Consider the following 25720-nt stretch of genomic DNA (forward strand, 5'->3'; position numbering starts at 1 on the left):
GGTTCTCCTATTTAATCTTAAATTTCTTCTTCAATTGAGATAACGATTCTTCCGTGGCGCGCACAGTAAGCGAGACACCTTTTTCATCATAGGATTCGCTGAGTACACGCATCTTCGCGCGGATTTCACCGATCACACCTTGCACTGTGTATGGAATAAAAAGTGTTTCATCTATCATGTGACTTTCAAAATAACCCATGATTTTATCACGCATCATTTTTAAGTCGTCTTTATCACGGGTGGAAATCATCACCGCTTCCGGATATTCAGCGCGCAGCGACTTCATTTGCTCTGCTGTCAGGCGGTCTTTTTTATTCAAGACCAACAAGCTTGGAACTTCTGTTGCACCGACTTCCGCCAAAACACTTTGAGTCACTTCCAATTGAGAACGAAATGACGGATCTGAAGAATCCACCACAAACAATAATAACGAAGCATGTAAGGCTTCGTCCAAAGTGGATTTGAACGAGGCCACTAAGTCATGGGGAAGTTTTTTAATAAATCCCACGGTGTCTGACATTAAAACTTTTGGACGAGTTTCTGGATAAAGTTGACGAATGGTTGTGTCCAATGTGGCAAAAAGTTTGTCCGCCACTAAAACTTCACTTCCCGTCATAGCTCGCATCAACGATGATTTTCCCGCATTCGTATAACCAACTAACGCCACGGAAATTTCCTGCTCGCGGCGAGCACGGCGCACTTGATGTTCGTTACCAATAGAGGCCAATTCGGTTTTAAGTTCTTTGATGCGATCACGGATTTTGCGTTTGTCTAATTCGAGGCTGCTTTCTCCGGCTCCTTTACCGCCGACGCCGCCTCCACCACGATCTTCTCCGCCTCCAGTTTCACGTAAGCGCGGTGCCACGTAGGTCAGTCGTGCGATCTCTACCTGTAAACGGGCTGCGCGAGTACGGGCGTGGCGGCTGAAGATTTCAATGATCACGCCGGTACGATCTAAAACTGTGACACCTGTGGCGCTTTCTAAATTTCGCAACTGTGACGGAGAAAGTTCCGTATCGACAATGACGATTTGGGCCGAGTTTTTTTGCTCTTCGCTGAGGATGCCCGACTCTTCGTTTTCACTGTCATTTTCTGGGTTTTCATTTTCTTCTGCCAATGCATTTTTTTCGTCTTGCCACTTTTGCGCTGCCTTGGACAACTTATGTTCGACCATGGCGGCGATCTTACCCGTGCCTCCGGTCCATTCAGCTAATTCTTTTAATTTTCCATCCCCCAGAACAGCGGCGGAGCGATCGGAATTTCGTTTTTGTGTCACTTGACCGACGACATTGTAGCCCAGTGTTGTCACCAAACGAGTGAGTTCTTGTAATGAGGCCTCTAATTCCGCAGAACTGACTTTAGGAAGCTGAATCCCCACAAGAACGGCATTTTTAATTTTGTTTTCGATCGACATGGCTTATATCTATCACACAGTCAATCCACGGACAATAGAATCAACTGTAACTCGGTCAGTACTCCATAGTGGTCCGATAGGGGCAATTCCCCTGAGCGATTGGGGATTTTTAATTTTTCAGTTAATACAATTTTAGATTCTTGTACTTTCATTGCAGAAGACGAAGATACGAAAATATAATCAATCACTTGCTCGGGAGCTGGATTCTTATAAAAATAAGAGGCTCCAATATATTGATTTGTTAGAGGGGAAGCCGTGGCTTTGACTTTAGCATCCGTATTTAGACTTTTATAAGAGTCCAAAAGATTTAAGCAATTATCGGCAGCGCCTGTCGTACAGGTTATGGACTTGTAATCTTCCCCATATTCTTCTGTGTAGCCACCTTGATGATAGGTTTTAAAATGTGCATTGAAATCACCGGCTAAAATTATCGGACGCTCTTCATGGGTTTTACGAATGAACTCAATCAGTTCACGGGATTGCTGCCGACGACTTTGTTCATGTGAGGAATCGAATGCTTGGGCTTTCGGATTAAAGCTCACCGCCCCTAAATGAGTATTATAAAAACTGATCTCGCCAAAGTCAGGAATCTGGACGCGCATATGCACAGCCCCTTTCCCTGCAAAATACTCATCTGGACGCGTGAAAGTACTGAAAGACAATACGCGTTCATTTTGATTCGATATGTGCGCCAGTGGATATTTGGATACGACTAACAAACCATTGCCCAACCAGCCCCGCAGTAGCCAATTTGCAGGCAAAGACTCTTCCTGTGAATAAAGATAACCTTTTTTGTAAAACTCAGAAGCTAGTTTCTGGCGAGCCCGAGGGGACCACACCTCTTGTAGTGCGATAATATCTGCATCTAACTTGGCTAATTCTTGTGGAATTATATTAAGACGAGCGGCTATATCCCGCGAGCCCATATTAAATGGCAAATCCAGTAACCATGTATTATAGGTCACTATTTTTAAAGTTGAACTCTGTGATTTGTAAGAATGAGCCTGACAAGACAGGCTCATAGCTAATACAAAAAACAATACGCTAGATCTCATGCCGCTATTTTAGAGCGAGGCTGCAGCTTCTGTAAAGCTTGAACGTCAACTTACGAAGCTTCTGTAAATTAAACTTCCTTCGTCCATAGTTTTTTTGAACGCTCGTGAACACCCTCTAAAATCAACTCTTGCTGTTTAAGATCAAGATCCTCAGTGCTTTTCTTTTGTGGTGCTTCCATGGCGGCGACTGAGGATTTTAGCTCTTGAGTGATCTCTTCAAATGTATCTTCACTAAGTCCACATTTCTGTGCTTCTTGTTGCCAATCATTCAGCGTTATATCGACATACTTTTCTTTTTCATTGATACGCAGACTAGATTTTAAATTTTCATATCGCACTTTGTGATTTTCTTTCAAAAAGTGCGCGCTTAAAAGATCATACATAGGAGTTAAAAGATATCCTTTGCGCACATGGAAAAGGCTAAAGTTTTTAGCGTGGCTGTCAGTATTGTGAATAAGATCGTTAAACATTGCCGTCTTGAACAACATCTTACGATCCTCTTCTGCATTGGCTGAACTGGACAAAATATTCATCATCGCTTGTAAAGAAGGACCACCATTTTTTTCATATTTCTTAACCGGAGAAGTTCCTGTCGCCTGACAAAAATCTTCCTGCGGGATGCGAACTAGAATATCGTTCTGCCACTGCCGATCAAAACGTTCGACACTAAGGACACGCTGGTCTTCAAATTGTTTAATCTCGGCCGATGCCACCTCAATTTTGAATTGCTTCGCTAACTTTAAACTTATCCACTCATTATCAACACTAGCTTCGAAATCAATAGGAGCCTCTGTCGTTCCTTTAAGAAGAGTGCCTATTGATTTTTTAAGAATATGACTGGTTGGGCTTATACCACGCGGCTCCCACCACTTGTTTTTGCGATAGAGCAAGGCCATTTTTTCTTGTGCTCCAGCAATCGATATACGGAAATCTCCATCCTCATCCATTCCCAGAGGATTTTCACTAGCTAATCCTCTAAGACGTCTGGCGATATTCTCCTCATTGATAGGACGCACACTCATCTTTTCCAAAAATACAGGTTCATCGTCTTCGTCGAAAAAGCTCAACGCCCCGACACACTCCCGTCCAATCACAGCCAAGATATCAAATGACTTGGTACTAGAGGCATCAAACTTTTCAGCAATCGCCTCTAAAGTTCTCTTGTTGTCCGGCAATAAGTTATCAAAGAAAAAAGAGGCTCGCTCTCCTAAAAACACCCGATCTGCTAAGGGCAAGGATAAGGAAATAGCATAACCCGTATCGACCCAATTGTCCTCATAGCGAAACTCCATCGAACCATCAGCTCGACGCTTCAGCATTCCGATTTTATTTCGGCCTAAATAAACCATTAAATTTTGAACTATTCTTTTTCGCCCCATGCCATTTCCTCAACGAGCTTTTACACAACTGAATTTCTTAATCAATCGACAAGGGAAACCAAATCCTTTTTATCAATTTTGCTAATAGGTTCGAATAATACTTCTAACTTCAATGCAAACATGATCGCTTCAACAGTGCCCAAGGTTCCCCCCAGTCCTTTTTCAATATTTGAAATGGCTGGCTGTGACAGTCCAGCGAGATCTGCTAACTCTTGTTGTGATAGCCCCTGCAATTGCCGATGATATTTAAGAAGTTTTCCAATTTCTTGATGATTTTTTGCGCTTTTCACAACCCCTCCATTATACGATTTTATTATATTATATTTTTATATGATTTTATAATAAAAAATATTTATACGATTTTGTTATATTTTATTTTTATACGATTTTATAATAATTTAACTTGGATAGGCTCTATATAGCCTAGGAGGTATAGTAAAAACAAAAAACTCTGTTGAGCCTACTTCGGCCCTTGTCTAAAGTCTAGACACCATTCTCCCTGTCATAACCTCTTAAATTTTAACTGAGGTTTCATGTTTATTGCATTTTAAGTTTCAGGTTATGGGATTATATCGTTTCTTATTTTTAACGCTGGTTTGGGCTGGGATGGCCTTTTCACCTGCGGCTGCTATTGCAGCTCCGCGCTGTTCTGCTTTATTTGCGCAATTAGAAGGTCTGGATTTTCCTATCGAAATTGGCGGACGCAACAGTTCCCGTGCGTATTTGACCGCAGCCCACGACAAACTGATCGCTGAGTTTGAAATGCCTCAGCTCACAAAAGTCTTAAAAATCATTCGTGATACCGGCTTAGAAGCTCTGACACCTAAGCAACGTAAACGTATCGTTAAATTCCGCCAACAGGCCTCGTTTATGAGATCTATTTTTCAAACTTCTGAAAAAGATCATGGTAGCCCACGCGAATTTGCCAAATTCGTCCGTGACTTTGGAGTCCTAAAAGATCTCGTCTTAATGAATGACTCAGTTGGTGCGCGCGATATGGCGAAACAAATATTAAGAAAATATTCAGAGCTAGATTTCGAAGCTCTTTTAAAAGACGCTAAACCTGCCTCAAGACGTTCTGTCAGTCGTTACTTTTTAGAAGTGTTAAATGACACGCGCGTTTTAATGCATAAACGAGACGTCACTGTGGATGAAATGCATGACGTCCGCAAAAATCTTCGCGATGTTTTACGCTACTTACAAATTCAAAACCAAGTCCGTCAAGAGTCTTTAGGCAATAGAGGTCGAATTGAAGATAGCCCTCAGATAGCTTACTTAAAAAAAATCAACGACGACTTGGGGCGCATTTGCGATGAACATGCAGCCCGTATTCTTAGAAATGAAATTACAGATGAAACCATCGTTCGGTTTCCTCAGGAAATTCGCTCACAAATTGAATATTTTTTAAATAACGCCACCGTTATTGTGGACGGTACATAATGAAGGGGTCCCTTATGAACACATCATTCATTACGAAGTCCTTCTTCAAGTCGGCTCTGAACTATGTTTTTCCAGCGCTTTTGTTGCTTTCCTCATTTTCGGCGCAGGCGTTAACTTGTGAAAGTCTTTTTGTACAACCTTTTGACCCTTATACAATCACATCTGACTCTTCCCGTGTTCGTATCACAAAAGTCGCGGCTGACCATGTGGCCACACGCTTGAACATCCAAGAAGGTAATTTCGGTCGTGACGTCAACCAATCTGCCATCGAACTCGTTCGCATGCTCGTTCATAACAGTGATTTCAAACTAGAAGACAAAAATGTTCTTTTAAAAAATAAGTTCACTTTGGGTATTCCTGTGAAAGATGGCTATGTTTTACAGCTCACTTATGAGTCGCGCTCGAATGGCTCGCCTCGCTTTATTCTACAAGACAAGTTAGTTTTAATCACTCCGGCTGGACGCGAGATCAAAGTCACCAACGAGCTGATGAGCAACGATCAACTGCGTTTGAATCAGACTCAATTTGAACTGAGCGAATATGGTGTGCGTGGGCTTGATCTGAATGTGCAAGTTCCCCTAGTTGTTGAAGGGGCCCTTTTAAATAAATTTGCTCATCTTGCTGACTACTTCCGCTACTTCAAAAAAGAAGAGGTCGCCCGTATCTTTCAATCTAACAGTATGATGCGTATCGAGTCTCAGTTTAAACTGCGCAAGGCTAAGCATGTATTCCACCAAGTTCTGATTAAAGAGCCTTTTAAGTTTATAATTGGTGGTGCGATTGCATTGACTGTGATGAATAGCCAGATGTTCATCCATCCGGCGAAAGAGGCTCCTGTATCGACTCCTCCGGCGGCAGAGATCAATTTGAGCTACATGAATAATACGCTCAACAACATCCCTATCCCTGCGAACCAACCGAATGTAAAGGCGGAGTTTCAACAACTTCGCACCGAAGTGGCTCAACGTGTGGCGGCTCGCTCTTTTGCAGAGGTCAATGCCTATGATGTGCGTATTGATCCCAACAATATGTTCTCGCGCGAGCACAACCTATTTGTCTTCACTCGCGTCAATGAAAACACAGGCTCAACTCATACCTACCTTGTATTTTCACAGGATGTTTCACAGAACACAGCTCAAAATCGTAATTTAGGTTTGCAATACTACGTTATGGAAATTTCAGCATCGCGCTACACGAATTTGATTCGCTTTATTAGAAATCAAGGTGGAGCTATGAGTGAAGCCAGCGGGCCTGCGTCCACACCAAATCCGTAGCCACGTTGCTGTCTATATACTTTGACTCTTACAGATAATTTCTATTTTTGCTCTTTAAGATAATTTGCAATAAGCCTTCGACCCTCTTGTTGTAATTGAAGCATATTCGCTGCTGGTATTCCCTGCGCACGGGACTTAGGACAATAGTTCATCCGCGTTGTCCCGTGAGACACACTTTGTGCCTGTGGTGATACAAAGCAAAAACGATGCATCGCTTGCGTGTATTGCTCAGGGCTATAGTCTTTCCCGCCTAATATCATCAGGCAAGAAACTGTATTGAGCTGACAGTCTTTATCCCACATCTGATACGCTTGCGCATGCTGTTCCTTACTAAAGTAATACGCTCCTATTATGGCACATTCTGTAGCGCCATAGCTTTCGGTTTTTTTATTAAGACAATTTTCTGTTAATATCTTGACCACCTCATTTCGCTGAGGATGATCCGGCATATAGCGTAAGGTAAAAGAGCAGGAAAAGTCCCTCGTGCGACACTTTTTTAAAGTCTCTTCAAATGCTAGTTTTTTATCAACATTATATTTGTAGGCAAACCATGTGTAATTGCCCTCTTTAAATTTGTCATAGTATTTTTTCGCAGCCTTAACTGCCTCGGTGGTCTTGCCTTGATTTTCATAAATACCCGCAAGACTGTCACAGAATTTAACATCCGCTGTGCACATAGCCTCTATTTTTGCTAAAGCCCGTTTGGCCTCTTTGTTTCCAATCCCTTCTGCTATATAATAGATATCCTGACATCTTTCTGGCTTCTTTGGACATATGATTTCTGCGATTGCCAAAGCTTCACTTAAACGTTGATCGCTCCATAAACGCGCCTGCACCATTTCACAGACAATAACAGCTTTTTTATCATGGCATTCTTGATGTAAGAATCCTTCCATATCATCACCATAATACGGAGGAATTTCATATCCTTCATCTGGATCACTCGCTTTTACATATTGTGATTCGCCAGAGGAAGAGGATGTGGCAAACGAGACAGAAGAAAAAGTAAAGCACCCCAGCAACACGACAGAACACGTGAACATTGGCATTGGTTTCATACTTCTAGTTTATACGAAGTCGAGAATTTAAAAACAGAAGATCGTTGGATTCTTGAATTGAGACAATCCAGTAACGAAAACAAAAAAGAAAGGGCCACTTCCGAGAGAGGCCGAAGCAGCCCTTTAGATATCTTATTATTAAAATCTATTTAAACTATCTCTAGCTCAATTAGATCTTTTTGTAAGGAACAATAACATCCACATCAGACTGAGAGTGGCAGTTATCAAAAGCATTGTAGTCTAAACGCAATTCAATGCTTTGAACTTGGGTACGGCCAGTTTTTGAATTGTATGTCGAAGTCGCACGCAAGAATGAGCTTGCGCTTTCGCTACAAGTTGATCCTTCATAAAACGGGAAAAAAGTTGAGCTTTTCAAGCTATATGTTTTTTGATCTTCTAACTGTGTTGGTTGAAATGATAAACGAATGTTTTGTGCTGACAATTTATCTGTGCTGATTTTGTAAGTCACTACTCGTTCAATCAGATTGATATCTTCTGTTTTTACACAAACTTGTTGAGGCACTTGATCAATCATCTTGTTGTATAAAGGCTTTGAATGTGATGGCAGTTGGCTTTTATCTAACACGAAACATGTTTGAGCCATAGCAGCCTGAGCGGATAAAATTACGAATAGAGCGATCATTGTTTTCATTGCAGTCTCCTTGCGTTTGAATTGCCGTTAAACGGTAATTGATCTGTTTTTGGAACTCGTTTTTCAGGAACGTACTGCTATCTAAAATAAAAAGAAAGGGGCGAAAGCCTTCTTGACGAAAACCTAATATATCTTGATCTCAAGCGGCTAAAAAATACATATAATATACAAAAGGGGCTTTAGAAGCCCCTTGCATCTACTTTATTTTCGATCTGACTGAGTTTATTTCTTCCAAGATGTGGGGAATTTGTAGCCTTTAAATTTCGTATTCGCGTACTTTTTTAGCTCTTCTGAGTTCAGAACTTCAACGAGATCTTTTGTAAACACGCTGTCTTTGTTCTTTTCTGTCACCACAGCCCAATTCACGTACAGGTCGCTTTTTTCCTGAGTTAGTGCCGAAGTCAATGCCATCCCTGCACTGGTCGCATAGTTTCCGTTAATAACGGCATAGTCGACATCAGCTAACGCTCGAGGTAATTGAGCGGCTTCAAGTAAAACGATTTTTAACTTTTTTGGATTCTTGGTGATGTCTTTAGTTCCCACCAATAGAGGATTCGCATTTTTAGAAATTTCAACCCAACCTAAATCCGACAAAATCGTCAGTGCACGCGATAGATTAGTGGCATCGTTAGGAATCGCAATTTTACTTTCTTCTTTCACTTCATCTAATGATTTTAATTTACCTGCGTATAAACCCAACGGCGCTGTTGGCACTTGTGCAACCGCAGACAGTTTCAAACCTTTCTCTTTCGCAAACTGATCTAGGTAAGGTTTGTGTTGAAAGATATTCGCGTCCAATCTGCCTTCAGCCAAAGCTAAGTTCGGTGTCACGTAATCAGTAAACTCCACCAATTTAACTTTGTAGCCTTTTTTTTCAAGCTGAGGACGTAACCCATGCTTCACCAGATCAGCAAAGTCGCCAACAGTGGCTCCGATAGTGATGTTCTGCTTTTTAGCTGCTGGCGATGGAGTCTGTGCCTGCACGGTTGTTGAGGTTAGAAACAAAGCTGTTACTCCGAATGTAAAACTAAACCATTTCATAAAGTTCTTTTTCATTTTGAATCCCTTTCGAGTTAAAAATTATATCCTTGCGACTATATCCCGACGACTCCGCTATTTACGATTGTAACGAGCCGCCAAACGGCCTCCGGCAAACTGAATCAATTGCACCAAAACAATCAAGGTCACCACTGTCACCAACATGATATCTGTCTGAAAACGATAATAGCCATAGCGAATAGCCAAATCACCAATACCACCGCCACCCACAATGCCTGCCGCCGCCGAGTACGAAATATAACTGACGGTTAAAGCCGTAAACCCCAAAATCAAAGAGGCACGGGCTTCCGTGTAAAGAACATCAAAGACAATTCTTGGGATGGACGCACCCATGGACAAACTGGCTTCGATGACTCCTTTAGGCACATCGTTCAAAGCTAATTCGACAATACGAGCAAAATAAGCAATCGCTGCTATCGACAGAGGAACCGCCGCCGCAATTGGACCAATCGTTGTTCCTGTCAGAACGCGCGTTAATGGTCCTACTGAAATTAACAAAATCACAAATGGAAACGAGCGCACGATGTTCACCACGCTGCCCGTGATAAAAAATAAAATTCGATTTTCACGCAATCCACTTGGGCGCCATAAAAACAATAAAGTTCCGATAATGCCACCAAAGATCACCGCTACAGGTAATCCAAACAACAGCATCTGGAGTGTTTCCCAACTGGCCTGCGCAAACTCGGGCAAGTAACTCATCAAAGTTTCAGTCGACGCCTCATCTATAATGGCTGCATTGTCTTCGTTCATAATTAGTCCCTGTTAAATCGTTTCCAATAAGGCTTTACCAAAACTTGATGTGGGCTGAATTTGCCCTTCGCGCACATCCAAGGTCTCTAAATTTTGTCCGCCATTAATAATAGCTACCCGCTGACAAAGCTTCTTAACCAAACCCATTTCATGAGTTGAAATCACCACTGTTAAACCCAATGCCTTATTCAGACGCAGAAGACATTCTAAAATTTCATTTTTCGTCAACGGATCTAAAGCGCTGGTCGGCTCGTCAGCCAATAGAAGATCAGGATTATTTGCAATACTGCGGGCGATAGCCACTCGCTGCTTTTGACCACCCGAAAGCTGATTCGGGTAGACATCATGTTTGTCTTGCAAGCGGACTAGCTCAAGACATTCCATCACACGCGGTTTAATCTGCGCTGATTTCCAACCTGCAATTTTCAACGATAGGGCCACATTTTCGGACACTGTTTTATTTGATAATAAATTAAAGTGTTGAAAGATCATTCCGATCTTTTGGCGCACCAATCGCAGCTCTTTATCCTGTATTGTTGAAATGTCTTTACCTTTGAAGATGACCTGTCCCTGATCAGGAGCCTCTAGCAAATTAAATGTGCGTAAAGCGGTCGATTTACCTGCGCCAGAAAGACCGATAAGTCCAAAGACTTCACCTTTATTAACTGATAAAGAAAAATCCTTTAAGACTTGAAAAGTTTCACCTGTAGGAAGCTGAAAAGATTTATTGATATTTTTCAATTCAAACATAGAACGCATCACCTTCAGTTAAATTCAGTGTTCGTGCTTTTTTGAATCAGATGGCAGACGAAAGGGCGAAAGTGGAAGGACTGTTTTTACTAACGCTTTAGCTGTTTTGCCCGCAAGCTGTCTCAAATCGGCTTTATCTTGATAACGCTATCACCTTTAAAAGTCAATAAACGGGAGCATCTTTAAATCCTAAGCGACCGACGAATGGCAACTTCAGAGCAGGCCTCCAGAAATCCACACCGAAGCTCATACCCAACAAGTTAACTTCGATACCTTCTGCTAAACCTAATGTGACCCCCAAGGCGCCGAGTGCAGATAATTGCACTCCGGTGCCACTTTCAGAAAAGCCCACCAGATCTCCGTTATCAATCCAGTCCTTCCCTATGGCATTCGATGGCAGCTCGACTCCTAATTCAGGAGTATGACGAATGATGTGTGAAACAAATGTGTTACTGTTAGGGCCGGGCCATGCACGATAAACACCTGCGTTCGGATAGTTTTCCGCTAACTCTTGGATTTTAGGAATCGCCGCTTCGGCTTTAGCTCCGCGTAATTCTTCAATCAACTGCACTTCAGCACCAAACCAGCGACGATCAGGAATATCCTGTTCAATGACTACGGAAGTTCCCGTGCGATCTAAGCGGAATCCCATCACATGATAGGTGACATAGTGATCTGCATCTTTTGCCTTTGTTGCAATCCAACAGTGAAGTGAAAAATTCCCACGCCAATTAATTGCCCGCGCACCATAGACATGGACAATCGCCTCTTTTTCTTCTTCAGGAAGTGGAGCTAATCCCATGCTCGTGCGATCCGCCGTGCGCCAATCTGTATGTGAACACGAAGTGGCGAAGCAAACTCCTAAAACCAATGATGCCAGCAAAAGAATTTTTGAATATGTCATATTTTTAGGTCTATCTGACAAATAGGTCTGTGACCAATGAATAATTTTTAATTCTATCCTCATCACGTGGCACTGCTTCTGCAAACTCAATAGAATTGATGATGTTTTATTCTTTTTTGACGTAGGGAGCACGTAAAATGAAGCTCAGTAAATCGCTAGTGTCTATTTTGTTTTCAACGTTCGCCTTTTCGAGCGCATGGGCGATGACAACAGTTCGTTTAGATGCCGCTGGCGGCTCTATGCAGTTCATGCCTGTCATGGATCAACAAAAGTCAGCGACATGTTATGCTTATACCGCCACACAGATGTATGACAGCTATCGCTTTGGACGCGAACACGACTCGCGTACTCAAGTTCTTTCATCACCTCAGGCTCTAGCTATTGAGTACACGCTAAATGGAGCCGAAGATTTAGATTGGAACGGCGGCTACCCCGACCCCACACTCACTTATGCCATTGTAAACGGGACCTGCTCTTACCAAGATTTTAATGGCGACTTAAATGGAAACTCTATTGATCAGTTCATGCAAAGCCTAGAAAGCGAGTTGAACGGGCTTAATCCCAACGGACCGGGCGCGGGCTTTGATAGCAATAGTCCTTTTACTCGTCATGATGATCCCCGTGCTGAAGCACTTAGAAATATCGCCATTCATCGCGCTTACCAAAGACAACGTCTTATGGAAAAAGCACAAGAGCGTGTCACCGAGCGCTGCCAAGAGCGAATCACATTAAGTGCTGCACCTCAAATGACCAAGGTGGATTTAGATGGAGCCACTCGCCTAGATAAATTAAAATCTTCTGTGCAAACAACCCTACAAAACAAGCACGCGGCAGCGATTGGAATGGTCTACTGCGAAGACTTTTTACGTGGGAATGGTGATCGCGTTGTCGATCAAAACGGTTTATTCCAACGCCTTGAGTGCAAAGAGTATCATGCCTCGGTTTTAGTGGGATGGCGTGGAAACAACAATCAAGTAGAAGAAGTTCTTTTGCGTAATACCCGTGGAACCAGTTGTGATAAGTATGGGGATAAGTGGAAAACTCGCTGTGAAGCGGGCCAGCTTTGGATTCCGGCCGAAGATTTGGCGCTGAATGCTCAATATTTGTTGTTATTACAGGGCAGAGATTAAACAAGCCCGATTAAACTTCGATGATTTTCACTTCTGCCATGTGCTGTTCCATCTGCTGAACCCGCTCTTGAATCGCGGGTTCATTTTGCTGCAAAGCCAGCTGTTCAATCTCGCGACCAAGCTCGCCGAGTTCATCAAATCCAAAACTTCCACAGATACCCGCCAAGATATGACCCACATCTGAAATTTTTTGCCAGTTACTTTGACTTAATGCCACTTTAAGGTCGTGAATGTTTTCACGACGAGCTTCTAGAAATCGTGGCAACATGTGCATCAGCTCGGATTCGACATTAACTGTTTTGGGAAGAGATATGTTGCTTTTCATAATTATCCTTTGCGCGAATCGCTTGGTCTAAAATTGAAAATAGATCTTTTTTCTTAAATGGTTTTGATAAATACAAGTTACAGCCAATTTTCAGACACATCTCGCGCTCTGATTCATAGGCCTGTGCCGTCAGAGCCACGATCACTGTGGGCCGTAGCTTCTTTTCTTTTTCAAGTTGACGAATTTTTTGTACCGCCTCTGAACCATTCATCACAGGCATCTGCATATCCATTAAAATCACGTCAAAGCTCTGTTGCTCAAAAAGATTTAAAGCTTGCTGCCCATCACTACCAGAAGTGATCTGCATTCCAGCCGGAGCCAAATAGTGTTGTATCAACTGCCTGTTGTCTTCAACATCATCTACAATCAAGATACTTTTTTGTCTGAAGTGTTCAATATCCACAGCGGCTGCCGCCGGTGCGGGCTTCGCCGTCACGTCTTGTGCCTTAAATACTGTCGGCATCACCACAGTAAAACGACTTCTTTTGCCTAACTCACTTTCCACATGAATCGTGGCATTTGCTAGATTTAATATCTTTTTACTAATAAATAGCCCTAATCCTGTCCCACCATATTGGCGAGCCGTAGAAACATCGGCCTGCTGGAATGGCTTAAATATCCTTTTCATTTGAGCGGTCGTCATTCCTAAACCCGTATCTGCCACCACCAGACAAAGTTGATCAGACTTAGGACGCATAATTTGCAAGCGCACTTCACCTTTATCTGTAAATTTAATCGCATTACCAATTAAATTGATCACAACCTGTCTTAGACGATTGCCATCCATCTGACAAATAAGTCCTACTGGTAGTTGATTTTCAAAAACCAACTCAATTTTTTTCTGTTCCGCCCGAGGTAACATCATCTGCTGGATTTCATCTAACCATACAGAAAGCTCAACCCACGAAGGCTCTAACTGCATTTCGCCAGCCTCGATTTTCGATAGATCCAGAATGTCATTCACAATACGCAGAAGCATGTCTCCTGATTTTCTAAAGACACCCACATAATTTTTCTGTTTATCATTTAACGGCGTCTCTTCTAAGAGTTCAGACATTCCGATAATCGCATTCAACGGCGTGCGCACTTCGTGGCTCATCATTGATAAGAATTGAGTTTTAAATTCTGAAGCTTGTACAGCCATTTCACGCGCACGCAGCAACTCTTCTTCGTGCCGTTCACGCAGGCGGGCATCACGAAAAACACCCCACATAGCTAAAGTGAAAATAACAAAAGCCAAAATTCCCACTTGATAAAAAAGTTTTTCGGCAGAGCCCGCCGCTTTTTTTGCATTTTGCTGAGCTCGATCAAGATCGCTCTTAATATCATCTAATAAGTTGGAATAGCTCACTTCAAGGTCAGCCGATGTCCGTCGACCAACACCTGTAAAGATGACTTGCAAAGGGTCCGTCAAACCTTCATCCCGCAGACTGACAGACTCTTTCATGTAATTAAATTTTTTCTTAAGCGAGTCCTCATACAATGAAATTTGCTCGCGAGCTGGCGTACCACCATTTTTTTTAAGGCCTTCGATATTGCTCCAGATCTGCGAATCGACTTCAGTGTAAGGTGCCAGATAACGGCGCTTATTCGTCAATAAAAAACCAAGCTGGCTGATCTCGGCATCTTTTTGCATGCGATCAATGTCCGTTAAAGACTTTGCAAACTCATAGCGATCAATCAGGGCTGCCGTATCCACACGATAATTATTTAAAGCGATCAAAGCAAAACAGAAAATAATAAACAGTAAAAAGCTTCCCGCCACATACAGAAGTAAAATTTTATTCTTTGATGAGGATTTAAAAATCATGGTGTGCCCCCTTTAGTGGGCTGTTCTCCTTGGCTGCACGTTTCAACCAATAAATCCACGTCCATTGTAGCGTCTGGAGCCACATAGGTATCACTCGCCACCGCGAAGTGTAAAATGCGGCCTTTTTTCTCTGGCGAATATAAAACACCCTGTAATTCAGAAACCAATGAGTTTTCGACCAGCTTAGCCACATCTAAATTTAACTGTCCTAATCGTCCGGCAGATCCCTTTGTCAGCAGTTCACGCAGGAAGTAGTCATTGGGTGTTTCTTTTCCTCTGAAAAAATTCGTATTGATATTATCTTTCCAATCAGCTGTTTCGTGAAGCTCGCCGGAGCAAACCTTTGCATTTAAAATACAAAGAATCTCGCTGTCTTTACTGCTAGCTGTACCACCGGCATCTACACCGCGCGCTAGTTTGTGCACTTTCATCCGTAATTGAGCCCCTTCCACTTTAATCACCTGCTCCATCGGAGGTAATGCAGACAGATCTATTGTGAAAATAACCATTGTGTCTTTAACAGAGGGAACCGCACTTGTAGCTCCTTGATTGCCTTCACCAATACTGCGAACGACAAAACGGCGACTGGCCGAAGACACATAGGGCAGACCAGATAGATTTTGATACTCGGCAGGTGTAATCTTCCGTGCCAGCACACTCCAGCGACGGCGTTTAGGCTCACACCTTTCCGTTGTGTTCACCACTTCCACTTCATGAACTTTTTTAACCACTGTTACCGGAGGCGAAGGAACTCTAACAGGAACTGGGACTTCCACCCTGACAGGTACTTCCACAGGGACGGGAACTTCCACTCGAACTGGAACCTCGACTCGTACTGGTACAGGTACTTCCACTCTTTTGACGAGGACTGGTTTTTCAATTTGATAAGCCGGTAAATATTTAAAAACTAAAAGTCCGCGAAAGCTGTCTCCGACTTTTCCGGCGCCACCATCAACACCTGCCACGGAAAAACCAAGATCAAAGCGAGCATTATCACGTAAGGCATATTGAAATCCTAAATACACATCACCAGGACCATCTTTAAACTTTTTCAAATAATTCAACTGTGTTTCTAGATTGACAGCGAAGCTCTGTCCCACAGGAACACGCACCCCTGTTCCAAAAAGATACTGTGTTGAATAATCTAAACTCTGATGTTGGGCTTTGCCAAAGTGTTGAGTGCCTAAGTTGATGACCCATGTGAAGTAATTGAAATTTTTTTCCAAAGCCAAACGTAAAGCGAGTCCTAAAGACTCATTCGAAACGAAATTATTTTTGCCACCCGTCGGTAAAATAACTTGGCCCCCCAACGATAGACCCATAAAACTTTGAAAGCGGTTTAGGAATTCATACTCGACCCCTAAGGTCACATCACCCATCAAAAACTTATCTGTGCGCAAATCTTGTCTTTGAACCGAATGCAGCGGTAATCCCAACGACACATTCCATTTTTGTGCAAACGAGTACTGCACCCCCATGTCTAGGGTGGTGATGCTCGCCACAATCGTATTGCGATTCTGTCCATTCGCATCGAATTCCACCAGCGGCGAACTGACAGAGTTCACTTGCAGCACATAAAAGAAGGTATTTCTAGGAGTTAATTTTTCATTCAGAACATGACCACTTAACGAATCTTCTAACAGAGTATAACTGAAATTATAACTTGGCTTGATGGACTGGATGTTCACTTGCGCCACCGCTTTGGTTAAAAAACCATTAAGAAAAATTAACATCATAAAACCAAGGCCATACTTTTTGATAAGAACACCTCATGCTGTTGAACTTCTCAGGAATCACTATACAATCAAATTCACATCGTTAATAGTTTTTTGTTTGTTTAGTCGTGACGATCTCAAATTGAGGAGAAAGATGAACGCAGAATTACTCGCTTGGCAGATCGGTCGCAACATTCGATTTTATCGAAATCGTTTCGGTCTGACACAGAAAGAAGTCTGCAGTCGGATGAAATGTGATCGTCGATTCTATCAAAGAATTGAAGTGGGAAAAGCACGCACGACAGTCGCCACTTTAAATCGTATTGCCGATATTCTTTCTGTTCCCGTCCATGATTTGATGTCAGTGAATAAGTTAGTCTTAGATGATGAAGCTTCTTTACTTCTTTTTGATTGGAACCACGTCGATACAGAGAATACCGCCATTTGGTATCGCAACCAGCAATTTGAAATTTTAAAAGTAAATAACTCTTTTAGCGATTTGATTGGTGTAACGTCTGAAAAAATTGTAGGACAAAAACTTTTTCAATTCCTTTCTGCAGAAAATCGCGATCTTTCCAATATTCTAGCGGACTGTGAATCAAAGGGTCTGACTAATTTTTATTTCTCTTACTTCAAAGAAAAAGACCACAGCTTTCCTCTACAGATCCATCCCATACCTTGTTTTAAAATCAATGGTGAATATCTAGGTAGTCTGTCTTTCGCTGTACCAATTAGATCCAACCCGAAAATTCAACAACTTTTAATCCCATTCATCCAACACCTTTTCCACTACAGTCCCATTTTGATGGCTTCAAAATAAAACACTGAGGTGGTAGTTTTTTACCAACTTTTTTTAAATTTTTTTTCATGCGTAAATTTAAATATGAAAACAAAATCCTATTTTCACGTAGTTTGTTTGGTTTCAATACCTCCTACTTCTACCTCTTTCATGGCGATTTTATTTTTAGCCCTCCTTGCTTTCAACTCAGCCTGTAGTAAACGCGCTTCCTTTAACGGAACTCCCGCACAACTAGAAGTGAGTACAAACAAATTAGAATTTTCATCTTTGCAGGCTGGTGAGGTTGAAAGACGAACCTTTCAAATTACAAATAAAGGCGACACGACCGCTTCTTTAAAAAATTGGGCTCAGTTAGAAAATCCCTTTAAAATTTTAAAGCCAACCGAAGTCGCTTCAGGTGTTCCTCTGTGCGGAGGAGACTTAGCCGCCCACTCTTCGTGCCATGTTGTTGTCGAGTTCCGCCCCGAGAGTATCGGGAGTTTTACACAAGAATTTTCTGCAAAGTTCAAAAGTAGTTTAGCGACGGAAACGGCATTAAGTCTAAATGTTAAAGGCCAAGGTATTCCGGCACCGGCTGCAGTTCTTACATTTGACTCAGGAGACCTTTGGGACTTCGGTAATCAGTTCGTCGGCTCTAGTCAGTCGAAAGTTATTTCAATCCACAATACGGGAACAGCCTCGGCACAAATTTTAACGACCTCATTTTTGAATAATCCTTTTTCCTATCTAGGTGGAAACTTCCCTGGTACTGGCGGAACCTGCTCGAACACTTTGACGGCAGGTCAATCTTGTACTTTTGCAGTGGTGTTCAATCCCAGCATTACAGGAAACTTCGCTTCACAATTTTTGGTGCAATATCATGATTCACGCCAACTCCAAATCAGCTCTTTTGATATCCTCGGACAAGGGCAAAACACTTTAGAAGCCACCTTAGGTATTACAGAGGGATCTTTACTTCACTTTGGTTATTTAGATGTGGGACAAACTCGCGTCCTCAGCGTTACGTTGAATAACTCCGGTGGAACTGATGCCACATCGATTAGTGCTAGTTCCCTTTCAGGAGCTTTTCAATTTGTAGGTGGTAATTATCCTGGAACTGGAGGCACCTGTAGCGCCACTCTTGCTGCCGGTGACAGTTGTGTTTTAAGATTAGTTTTTTCTCCGACAGTATCTGGATTTGTGTCAGACTCCTTAACTTTAAATTACACGCACACTTTTGGATTTAGATCACTTCAGTTAGGTCTGGATGGAACAGGTTCTTCTCTTTTGGAAGCTCAACTTGATTTTTCACTGGGGTCTTTATTTAACTTTGGCTCTGTCGATGTCAACACGATACAAAATACCACTTTAACTGTAACTAATACTGGTGATATCGAAGCCTCTTTTATTACTCCGTCGCCATTATCAGGTTCACTTTCCTTTTTGGGAAATAGCTTCCCTGGCACTGGTGGAACCTGTGGATCTACCCTCGCTGCTGGCCAAAGTTGTATTGTTCTGGTTTCCTTTGCTCCGCTGATCGGAGGCTTGGTTTCTAAAACTCTGTCTATGCAGTATTTCAATGGAACTCAGGCGGCAACCACTTCTATCGTCTTCACCGGAACGGCTATTCCTAAAGGAATCTTAGATACCAGCTTTGGAACTAATGGATTAACACAGTTGCAGATAGATGTTTTGCAATCAGTTAAAAGCCTTGAAATTCAGAGCGATCAAAAGATCGTCTTGGCCAGTGAGATTTCCAATGGAACTCACAGCGACTTTGCTTTAATTCGTTTAAATACAAATGGCAGTCTAGACACGACTTTTGGAAGCTCAGGACTGACTCGTTCGGATTTAGGTTCGGCATCTGATGACAAATTAAATTCCTCTACACAACAAAGTGATGGAAAAATTCTGCTCAGTGGTCAATCGAACAATGGGATTGCTTTAGCTCGCTATAATGCCAACGGCACATTGGATACGAGTTTTAATAGCAATGGTTTAATCAGCGGAGTCAACGGACTTTTAATCAGTTTAACCAATAGCTCTGAAGCTGGATACTGTGCTGCTGTGAGTTCCGCTGGACATATTACCTTAGTGGGCGAACTCGCTAGTGGTAATAACAACAGCTTCGCAGCCCAATTTACCTCTGGCGGAGCCGCACGACTTCTGACCTTCGGATTACTAGGATATCGCACTTACGATTTTGGTTCGGGTGGCGATGATGGTTTGAAAACCTCTCGCTCTGACAGTGCCGATCGTATTGTTGTCAGCGGCTATCGTATGGCTTCAGGTACAAAGCGTGCCCTTATCGCCCGCACACATCTAGCAGGAAATTTAGACTCCTCTTTCGGAAGTAATGGAGTTGCCACTGCGGATCTGAGTGGGACTGGTCATAACAATGAACTTTTCGACTTCGCTTTTCAAAGTGATGGAAAAATCGTCGCTGTGGGTATAACGAACAATGCCTCGAACAATCAAGATGTGGTCGCTATTCGCCTGAACAGCAATGGTAGCTTTGACAGCAACTTTGGAAGTGGAGGCATTGTACGACTCGATTTGGGTAGCAATGTGGACAGCGCCACTTCTGTTGCTATCGATGCAAATGGAAAAATTTTAATTGCTGGAAACACTCAGCATAATGGCAATTTAGCTCCGGCTGTGATTCGTCTGAATAGCAACGGAGCCCGCGATATTTCGTTCGGCAATAATGGTGTCTTCTTACAACCTTTTTCGGGAAAAGATGCTTACATTTACAACGTAAAAATTCAGTCTGATGGAAAAATCATTACCGCAGGCCGAGTCGAATTTGAAGCTTTAGTTATGCGACATTTACCTTAAAAACAGCACGTTATAAGAGGGGTATTTATGAGTATTGCAAGAATTGAAAAGAAGAAAATCTTAATTGTCGACAACGAGCCGACTTTAAACGAGCCACTCGCTGACTTTATGATCGGATTGGGGATACAAATTTATCAGGTCCCCAGCCTAGAGCGCGCCTTAGAGCATATCCGCATCCAAAAGCCAGATCTTATCTTATTAGATTACCAGCTTAAAAGTGCCAATGGTGTCAGCGGTCTTGAAAGCTTACGACAGCACAAAATAAAAGTTCCTATTATTGTCATGACGCGTGATACATCACCCCAAACCTATCGTGGAATATGGTCTCAAGAAGATGTGCGTGATTATTTTATCAAACCTTTGGACTGTCAGTCCCTTCTGCGCTCGGCTCAAATCGTCTTAGAAAGGGAGCCCGCTTAAGCTCTCATCGTAAACACAACGTGGTCTCTTAGCGAGAGTCCACGTCAAGATAACGTCAAGATCGAAACTATCGTTTTTTTGAATTTCAATCTGGAATTTCATTAAGAATTATTGCATGCTGAACACCTGAATATTATTCGAGGTGAGCATGCGACATTTGATCCTGTTTGCGCTTTTATTTTCAACTTTTTCAGCGGCTGCATTTCAAGCGCCCTTGATCATCGCCCATCGCGGAGCTTCTGGCTATCGACCGGAGCATACTCTGGAATCCTATAAGCTCGCTATCGAAATGGGCGCAGACTTTATCGAACCCGACTTAGTGATGACAAAAGATAAAGTTCTAGTGGCTCGCCACGAAAATGAAATTTCTGAAACTACTAATGTCGCCGAAAAATTTCCTTCTAGAAAAAAAACAAAAACTATTGATGGCCAAGAAATCACAGGTTGGTTCACAGAGGACTTTACTTTAAAGGAACTGAAAACTTTACGAGCTAAAGAACGTCTTGAATTTCGTGATCAATCTTTCAATGGGAAATTTGAAGTTCCCACGTTTGATGAAATCTTAGTTTTTCTTAAAGCCGAAAGTAAAAAACATAAACGCGTGATCGGCGTCTACCCTGAGACCAAACACCCTAGCTACTTTGCCTCTATTGGTTTACCTATGGAAAATGCTGTCGTGGACGCTTTAAAGAAACATGATCTCAATCATGAAAAATCTGCTGTTTACCTTCAAGCCTTCGAGTTAGACATTTTGAAAAAACTAAAAGATCTGACTCCAGTAAGCTTAGTATTTCTATATGGCTCACCGAAAGAGTCTCCTTACGATTTTATCCTAGCAAAAGATAAACGTACCTTCGCTGATCTGACGAAACCAGCCGCTTTAAAAGAGCTCGCTAAAACTGTCCATGGTATCGGTCCCCATAAAAGCTATATCATTCCTACAAATAGCTTCGGAGAACGCTTAAAGCCAACAACTCTGGTCGCCGATGCCCATGCAGCAGGTCTTGTGGTGCACCCTTACACTTTTAGAAAAGAAGAAATTTTTCTTCCTGCCACGTACAAAGGTGATGCCATAGCTGAATATATCGAATTCTTTCAACAAGGGGTTGATGGAGTTTTTTCAGATTTCACCGATCAAGCCATTCAAGCTAAGAAAGATTTTTTGAAAATAAAGTCATCGGTAAAATCGAATACGAAATCACATAAAAATTTAAATAAGGAGTCGAAATGAAACTCGTAAAGAACACCTTGTCCGCAGGTTTACGCTTTGCTTTACTGATGGCTTTTACAGGTGTGGTCTTTACTGGCTGCACAAAGAAAGACAGTAAACAAAAAGTCTGGATTTACACTTCTTTATACAAAGATACGATCAGCGATATCCAACCCAAGTTAGAAGCCCAGTTCCCCGAGATCAACTTTCAATTTTATCAAGCCGGCTCTGAAGAAGTTGCGGCGAAAGTTCAAGCCGAAGCCTTAGCTGGATCTATTCAAGCGGACATCCTGGTTTCGTCAGATCGCTTCTGGTATGAGGATATGGCTCAGCAGGGTAAGCTCTTGGCCTATCAACCGCAAAATAGCGAAAAAGTTGCCGATTTCTTTAAACATCCTGAGCACTTATACACCACGCTGAGCTTTCCCGTTATGGTGATTGCCTACAATTCTGAAGCTGTTTCTGAGGCCGAGGCGCCAAAAAGCTTCAAAGAATTGGCGGATACAAAATGGAAAGATAAGGTTTCTTCTGGCAGTCCTTTAGCATCAGGAACCAACTTCACCACGGTGGCTTTTCTGGCAGACAAGTACGGCTGGGATTACTTCAGTGCTTTAAGAAAAAACAATTTTATTTCTGAAGGTGGCAATTCAGGTGTCGTTCGTCGCTTACAAAGTAAGGAACGTCCTGTCGGAGTTGTTCTTCTAGAAAACATCCTACGCTTGAAGACGTCAGACCCTCGCATTAAGTTCCTGATCCCCTCAGACGGAGCCGTTATTCAATCGAATGTTTTGGCTATCGTGAAAAAGCCGCAAGATGAGGCCCGCACGGAGGTTGTCAAAAAAGTAACAGATTGGCTTTTTAGCTCGGAAGGTCAGCAAGCCATGGCACGTTCGTTTATGTATCCCTCTGTTGCTGGTGAAAAAGCACCAGAAGGGGCTCCTGAATTTGCTGAAATTCTAAAAGCCGCGAAACCGTGGTCACGTGAGTTTATCTCGACAACGATGAAAGATCGCGAAGAGATCAAAAACAAATTTTCAAAAATCGTGTTCTAATGAAAAAAAGTTTTTATATCGTCGGGCTGCTGATCATCGCAGCCCTTTTTGTTGTTCCCTTACTTCATCTATTTTGGATTCCAAATTGGGCTGACTATGCAGCCGTTTTAAAAAGTGAAAACACTCTTAAAGCCGCAAAGAATACTCTATTAGTTTCAGGTTGTGTTGGTCTTCTTTGTCTGATTCTGGGACTGCCACTTTCATGGTTACTGACACGCACGGATTTACCTTTAAAATCCAACTTTCGCTCGTGGTTTTGTCTGCCCTATGCCATTCCTCCGTTTGTCGGTGCGATTGGCTGGATCATATTAGCTAATCCCGTCAGTGGCGTTTTGAATCAATGGTTTGGCTTGAACTTAAATATCTACTCGTTCTGGGGATTAGTTTGGGTTGAAGTGAGTTTTTTATTCACCTTTGTTCTTTTAAGCGCTTTAAATATTTTGGACCGCATGGACTCTTCACTGGAAGAAGCCGCTCGTCTTTCTGGAGCTTCTGGATTGCGCGTCTTTTTAGATATCGCTTTGCCTATTTTAAAACCCGCCATGATCAGTGGCTTCTTACTTTCCTTCTTAGCCACTGCTGCGAGCTTTGGCGTTCCCGCCTTGATCGGTGGACCAGCCCGCATCTATTTGATGACCACACAGATCTACACTTATCAGCGCATGGGCACAGCTCAAGGAATGCAGATGAGTATTGCCGTGTCTGTGTTATTAGGATTAAGCACTTTAGTTCTTTTGTATTCTGCACAAATGTTTTTTGGTCGCGGAAAGAACTATACTGTGGGTGGGAAATCTTCACGGGCCTCGCTGGTCCCACTGAAAAAGTGGAAATGGCCCATTGTAACGGCTCTGAGTGCTTTGTTATTTGTTATTTTCGTATTGCCGATTCTCGGCGTTCTTCTGTCGGCCTTCAGTTCCGTTCAAGGTTCGTGGAGTCTGTCACAGCTCAGCTTACAGAACTACACGCGCGTGCTTTTTGAAACAGAAGAAACTATTCGTGCGATCACACAGTCCTTGATGTTAGGTTTAGCTGCCGCAGTGATCTGTACTGCGTTTTCCTTTTTCTTTAACTACTTCCTACATCGCACGAACTGGAAAGGCCGCAATATTTCCACTGTAGCGGTCAGTATTCCCTTTTCAACACCGGGAACAGTTTTAGCTTTGGCCTTCATTCTGACATTCAGTCAAGGCTACTTCGGCTTTGGCCCCTCGTTGTACAACACCTTGGCTTTAATTCTTTTGGCTTACATCGTGAAATACATGAGCCTCAGCTTAAAAACCTTAGGGGATGGCTACCAACAAATTCATCCCTCTTTAGAAGAGGCCGCGCGTATTTCGGGAGCTAGCTGGTTTCGCACGCTCTTCACCATCTACGGGCCACTTTTAAAGACGGCCATGATGGCCTCAGTCTTTTTAGTTTTTATGCCTGTGATCAGCGAGCTGACCATGACGATATTACTTACAGGCCCAGGCCTTGAAACCATCGGAACTTTGATCTTTCAGTTACAGGAATACTCGGATATGGGTGGCGGCGGTGCTGCGGTCTTATCCAGCTTAGTCGTTTTATTTATTTTAGTTTTGAATTTTAGTTTAAAAACTCTTTCGAAAGGGCGTTACGGATTATGAGCTCAGTTAAGTTTGAACACGTGGCTAAAGAATTTTCTTCAGGTGGTAAAACCCACAACGCCGTAAAGGATTTCAATTTACAAATTGCCAATGGTGAATTCGTCAGTTTTTTAGGCCCTTCAGGATGTGGTAAGACCACCACTCTGCGTATGATCGCAGGACTGGAAGAAAATACTCACGGAAAAATCTATTTCGATAACGATGTGGTTTCAGATCCACAAAAGAAATTATTTTTGCCTCCAGAAAAACGCAATGTAGGTATGGTTTTTCAATCCTATGCCGTTTGGCCTCACATGAATGTCTTTGACAATGTGGCTTATCCTTTAAAGTTAAAGAAAGTTTCCAAAGAACAAATCCAGCAGGAAGTTTTAGCGATCTTAGATTTGGTAGAACTGGGTGGTTTAGAAAAAAGAAAGTCCAATGAACTTTCTGGTGGTCAACAACAGCGCGTAGCTTTAGCTCGCGGTCTTGTGATGAAACCTCGAATTTTATTATTAGATGAACCTCTATCGAACTTAGATGCCAAGTTACGTGAAAAAATGCGCCGTGATATTCGCAAGATCCAACAAGATTTAAAACTCACAATGGTCTATGTGACCCACGACCAAAAAGAAGCTTTTCAGATGAGTGACAAAGTGGTGGTAATGAATCGCGGCCTTATCGAACAAGTGGGCAGTGTCGACGATATTCGCACCAAGCCCGTTTCAGATTTTGTGAAAGACTTTGTTGAATGAATAGGTGCCAGGCCCTGTTTACGGACGCAACGCATACTGAATTATGAAATCAACTCACTAAAAAACTGCCCCTTTAAATTGTTGTGAGTTAATAGCTAAGCTGCTGTTTTTTCTAAAGGATATGAAAAATTTAAATAGGCTCTGTAGATTGCGTCCTCTTATCGTCTTGGGTTTGCAACTTACTTTCGAAGTTCGGACAATACTTCCGAAAAGTGAACCTTGCGGAAGTCCACAACGAACCACTTAGAATATTTTAAAAATCTATCATCTCTTGAGGCGTGAGATAAACAAAATCGAACAACAATTTAAGGGGGCAGTTTTTAATTATTTTGATCGGCGTCAGTG

23 protein-coding genes are annotated in these 25720 nt (G+C 42.4%); 10 read left to right on the plus strand and 13 right to left on the minus strand.

Features of this window, described 5'->3' with window-relative positions; translation table 11 throughout:
- Positions 1 to 7: 7 nt before the first annotated feature.
- The 4 genes from hflX to A11Q_RS12235 form a co-directional block, all read right to left on the minus strand.
- Positions 8 to 1414 (minus strand): GTPase HflX, encoded by a 1407-nt coding sequence (gene hflX / locus A11Q_RS12220; RefSeq protein WP_015471131.1) that lies wholly within the window; start codon positions 1412 to 1414, stop codon positions 8 to 10.
- Positions 1415 to 1434: 20 nt separating this feature from the next.
- Positions 1435 to 2469, minus strand: a complete 1035-nt coding sequence (locus tag A11Q_RS12225) for an endonuclease/exonuclease/phosphatase family protein (protein WP_015471132.1) — start codon at positions 2467 to 2469, stop codon at positions 1435 to 1437.
- 68 nt (positions 2470 to 2537) lie between these two features.
- Positions 2538 to 3848: a type II toxin-antitoxin system HipA family toxin gene (locus tag A11Q_RS12230; protein WP_015471133.1), complete on the minus strand. Its 1311-nt coding sequence runs from the start codon at positions 3846 to 3848 to the stop codon at positions 2538 to 2540.
- Between the two features lie 41 nt (positions 3849 to 3889).
- Positions 3890 to 4138, minus strand: a complete 249-nt coding sequence (locus A11Q_RS12235) for a helix-turn-helix domain-containing protein (protein ID WP_015471134.1) — start codon at positions 4136 to 4138, stop codon at positions 3890 to 3892.
- Positions 4139 to 4409: 271 nt separating this feature from the next.
- Here A11Q_RS12235 and A11Q_RS12240 point away from each other — a divergent pair, with 271 nt between their 5' ends.
- Entirely contained in the window at positions 4410 to 5288 is an 879-nt protein-coding gene (locus A11Q_RS12240; RefSeq protein ID WP_015471135.1) for a hypothetical protein, read from the plus strand.
- Between the two features lie 14 nt (positions 5289 to 5302).
- Complete coding sequence (locus A11Q_RS12245) at positions 5303 to 6562, plus strand: hypothetical protein (RefSeq protein ID WP_041575291.1); 1260 nt, start codon at positions 5303 to 5305, stop codon at positions 6560 to 6562.
- Positions 6563 to 6603: 41 nt separating this feature from the next.
- Here the strand turns inward: A11Q_RS12245 and A11Q_RS12250 are convergent, their stop codons facing one another.
- The 6 genes from A11Q_RS12250 to A11Q_RS12275 form a co-directional block, all read right to left on the minus strand.
- A complete protein-coding gene (locus A11Q_RS12250) occupies positions 6604 to 7620 on the minus strand; it encodes a hypothetical protein (RefSeq protein ID WP_041575293.1) in 1017 nt (338 codons plus the stop codon).
- A 169-nt stretch (positions 7621 to 7789) separates the two neighbouring features.
- Entirely contained in the window at positions 7790 to 8272 is a 483-nt protein-coding gene (locus A11Q_RS12255) for a hypothetical protein (RefSeq protein WP_015471138.1), read from the minus strand.
- A gap of 222 nt (positions 8273 to 8494) precedes the next feature.
- The gene (locus tag A11Q_RS12260) at positions 8495 to 9313 is read right to left on the minus strand and encodes a MetQ/NlpA family ABC transporter substrate-binding protein (protein ID WP_200860198.1); all 819 of its coding nucleotides are present in this window, start codon (positions 9311 to 9313) and stop codon (positions 8495 to 8497) included.
- Positions 9314 to 9385: 72 nt separating this feature from the next.
- Complete coding sequence (locus tag A11Q_RS12265) at positions 9386 to 10084, minus strand: methionine ABC transporter permease (RefSeq protein WP_015471140.1); 699 nt, start codon at positions 10082 to 10084, stop codon at positions 9386 to 9388.
- 12 nt (positions 10085 to 10096) lie between these two features.
- On the minus strand, positions 10097 to 10834 hold the full coding sequence (locus A11Q_RS12270; protein ID WP_015471141.1) for a methionine ABC transporter ATP-binding protein: 738 nt from the start codon (positions 10832 to 10834) through the stop codon (positions 10097 to 10099).
- Between the two features lie 163 nt (positions 10835 to 10997).
- A complete protein-coding gene (locus A11Q_RS12275; RefSeq protein WP_015471142.1) occupies positions 10998 to 11801 on the minus strand; it encodes a DUF3750 domain-containing protein in 804 nt (267 codons plus the stop codon).
- Between the two features lie 74 nt (positions 11802 to 11875).
- Here A11Q_RS12275 and A11Q_RS12280 point away from each other — a divergent pair, with 74 nt between their 5' ends.
- Positions 11876 to 12868, plus strand: a complete 993-nt coding sequence (locus A11Q_RS12280; RefSeq protein ID WP_015471143.1) for a C1 family peptidase — start codon at positions 11876 to 11878, stop codon at positions 12866 to 12868.
- 10 nt (positions 12869 to 12878) lie between these two features.
- Here A11Q_RS12280 and A11Q_RS12285 read toward each other — a convergent pair whose 3' ends face one another.
- From A11Q_RS12285 to A11Q_RS12295, 3 genes are read right to left on the minus strand one after another with little or no spacing between them, the layout of a single operon-like run.
- Positions 12879 to 13193 carry an Hpt domain-containing protein gene (locus A11Q_RS12285; protein WP_015471144.1) on the minus strand — a complete coding sequence of 105 codons (315 nt, stop codon included), beginning with the start codon at positions 13191 to 13193 and terminating at the stop codon, positions 12879 to 12881.
- Positions 13159 to 15003, minus strand: a complete 1845-nt coding sequence (locus tag A11Q_RS13650) for a response regulator (RefSeq protein WP_015471145.1) — start codon at positions 15001 to 15003, stop codon at positions 13159 to 13161. Before A11Q_RS13650 ends, A11Q_RS12285 begins: the two co-directional genes overlap by 35 nt.
- On the minus strand, positions 15000 to 16739 hold the full coding sequence (locus A11Q_RS12295; RefSeq protein ID WP_015471146.1) for a hypothetical protein: 1740 nt from the start codon (positions 16737 to 16739) through the stop codon (positions 15000 to 15002). Before A11Q_RS12295 ends, A11Q_RS13650 begins: the two co-directional genes overlap by 4 nt.
- 133 nt (positions 16740 to 16872) lie before the next feature.
- Between A11Q_RS12295 and A11Q_RS12300 the strand changes: the two genes are divergently transcribed.
- From A11Q_RS12300 to A11Q_RS12330, 7 genes are all read left to right on the plus strand, one after another.
- On the plus strand, positions 16873 to 17538 hold the full coding sequence (locus tag A11Q_RS12300; RefSeq protein ID WP_015471147.1) for a PAS domain S-box protein: 666 nt from the start codon (positions 16873 to 16875) through the stop codon (positions 17536 to 17538).
- A gap of 63 nt (positions 17539 to 17601) precedes the next feature.
- Positions 17602 to 20334: a choice-of-anchor D domain-containing protein gene (locus tag A11Q_RS12305; protein WP_015471148.1), complete on the plus strand. Its 2733-nt coding sequence runs from the start codon at positions 17602 to 17604 to the stop codon at positions 20332 to 20334.
- 27 nt (positions 20335 to 20361) lie between these two features.
- Positions 20362 to 20754 carry a response regulator gene (locus A11Q_RS12310; protein WP_015471149.1) on the plus strand — a complete coding sequence of 131 codons (393 nt, stop codon included), beginning with the start codon at positions 20362 to 20364 and terminating at the stop codon, positions 20752 to 20754.
- 148 nt (positions 20755 to 20902) lie between these two features.
- Positions 20903 to 21985, plus strand: coding sequence for a glycerophosphodiester phosphodiesterase (locus tag A11Q_RS12315; RefSeq protein WP_015471150.1), 1083 nt, complete (start codon positions 20903 to 20905; stop codon positions 21983 to 21985).
- The gene (locus A11Q_RS12320) at positions 21982 to 23016 is read left to right on the plus strand and encodes an extracellular solute-binding protein (RefSeq protein ID WP_015471151.1); all 1035 of its coding nucleotides are present in this window, start codon (positions 21982 to 21984) and stop codon (positions 23014 to 23016) included. The genes A11Q_RS12315 and A11Q_RS12320 overlap by 4 nt, the downstream gene beginning before the upstream one ends.
- Complete coding sequence (locus A11Q_RS12325; RefSeq protein ID WP_015471152.1) at positions 23016 to 24641, plus strand: ABC transporter permease; 1626 nt, start codon at positions 23016 to 23018, stop codon at positions 24639 to 24641. The genes A11Q_RS12320 and A11Q_RS12325 overlap by 1 nt, the downstream gene beginning before the upstream one ends.
- On the plus strand, positions 24638 to 25375 hold the full coding sequence (locus A11Q_RS12330) for an ABC transporter ATP-binding protein (protein ID WP_015471153.1): 738 nt from the start codon (positions 24638 to 24640) through the stop codon (positions 25373 to 25375). Before A11Q_RS12325 ends, A11Q_RS12330 begins: the two co-directional genes overlap by 4 nt.
- The last annotated feature ends 345 nt before the right edge of the window (positions 25376 to 25720 follow it).

It is taken from the genome of Pseudobdellovibrio exovorus JSS (assembly GCF_000348725.1).
Taxonomy (GTDB): Bacteria; Bdellovibrionota; Bdellovibrionia; order Bdellovibrionales; family Bdellovibrionaceae; genus Pseudobdellovibrio; species Pseudobdellovibrio exovorus.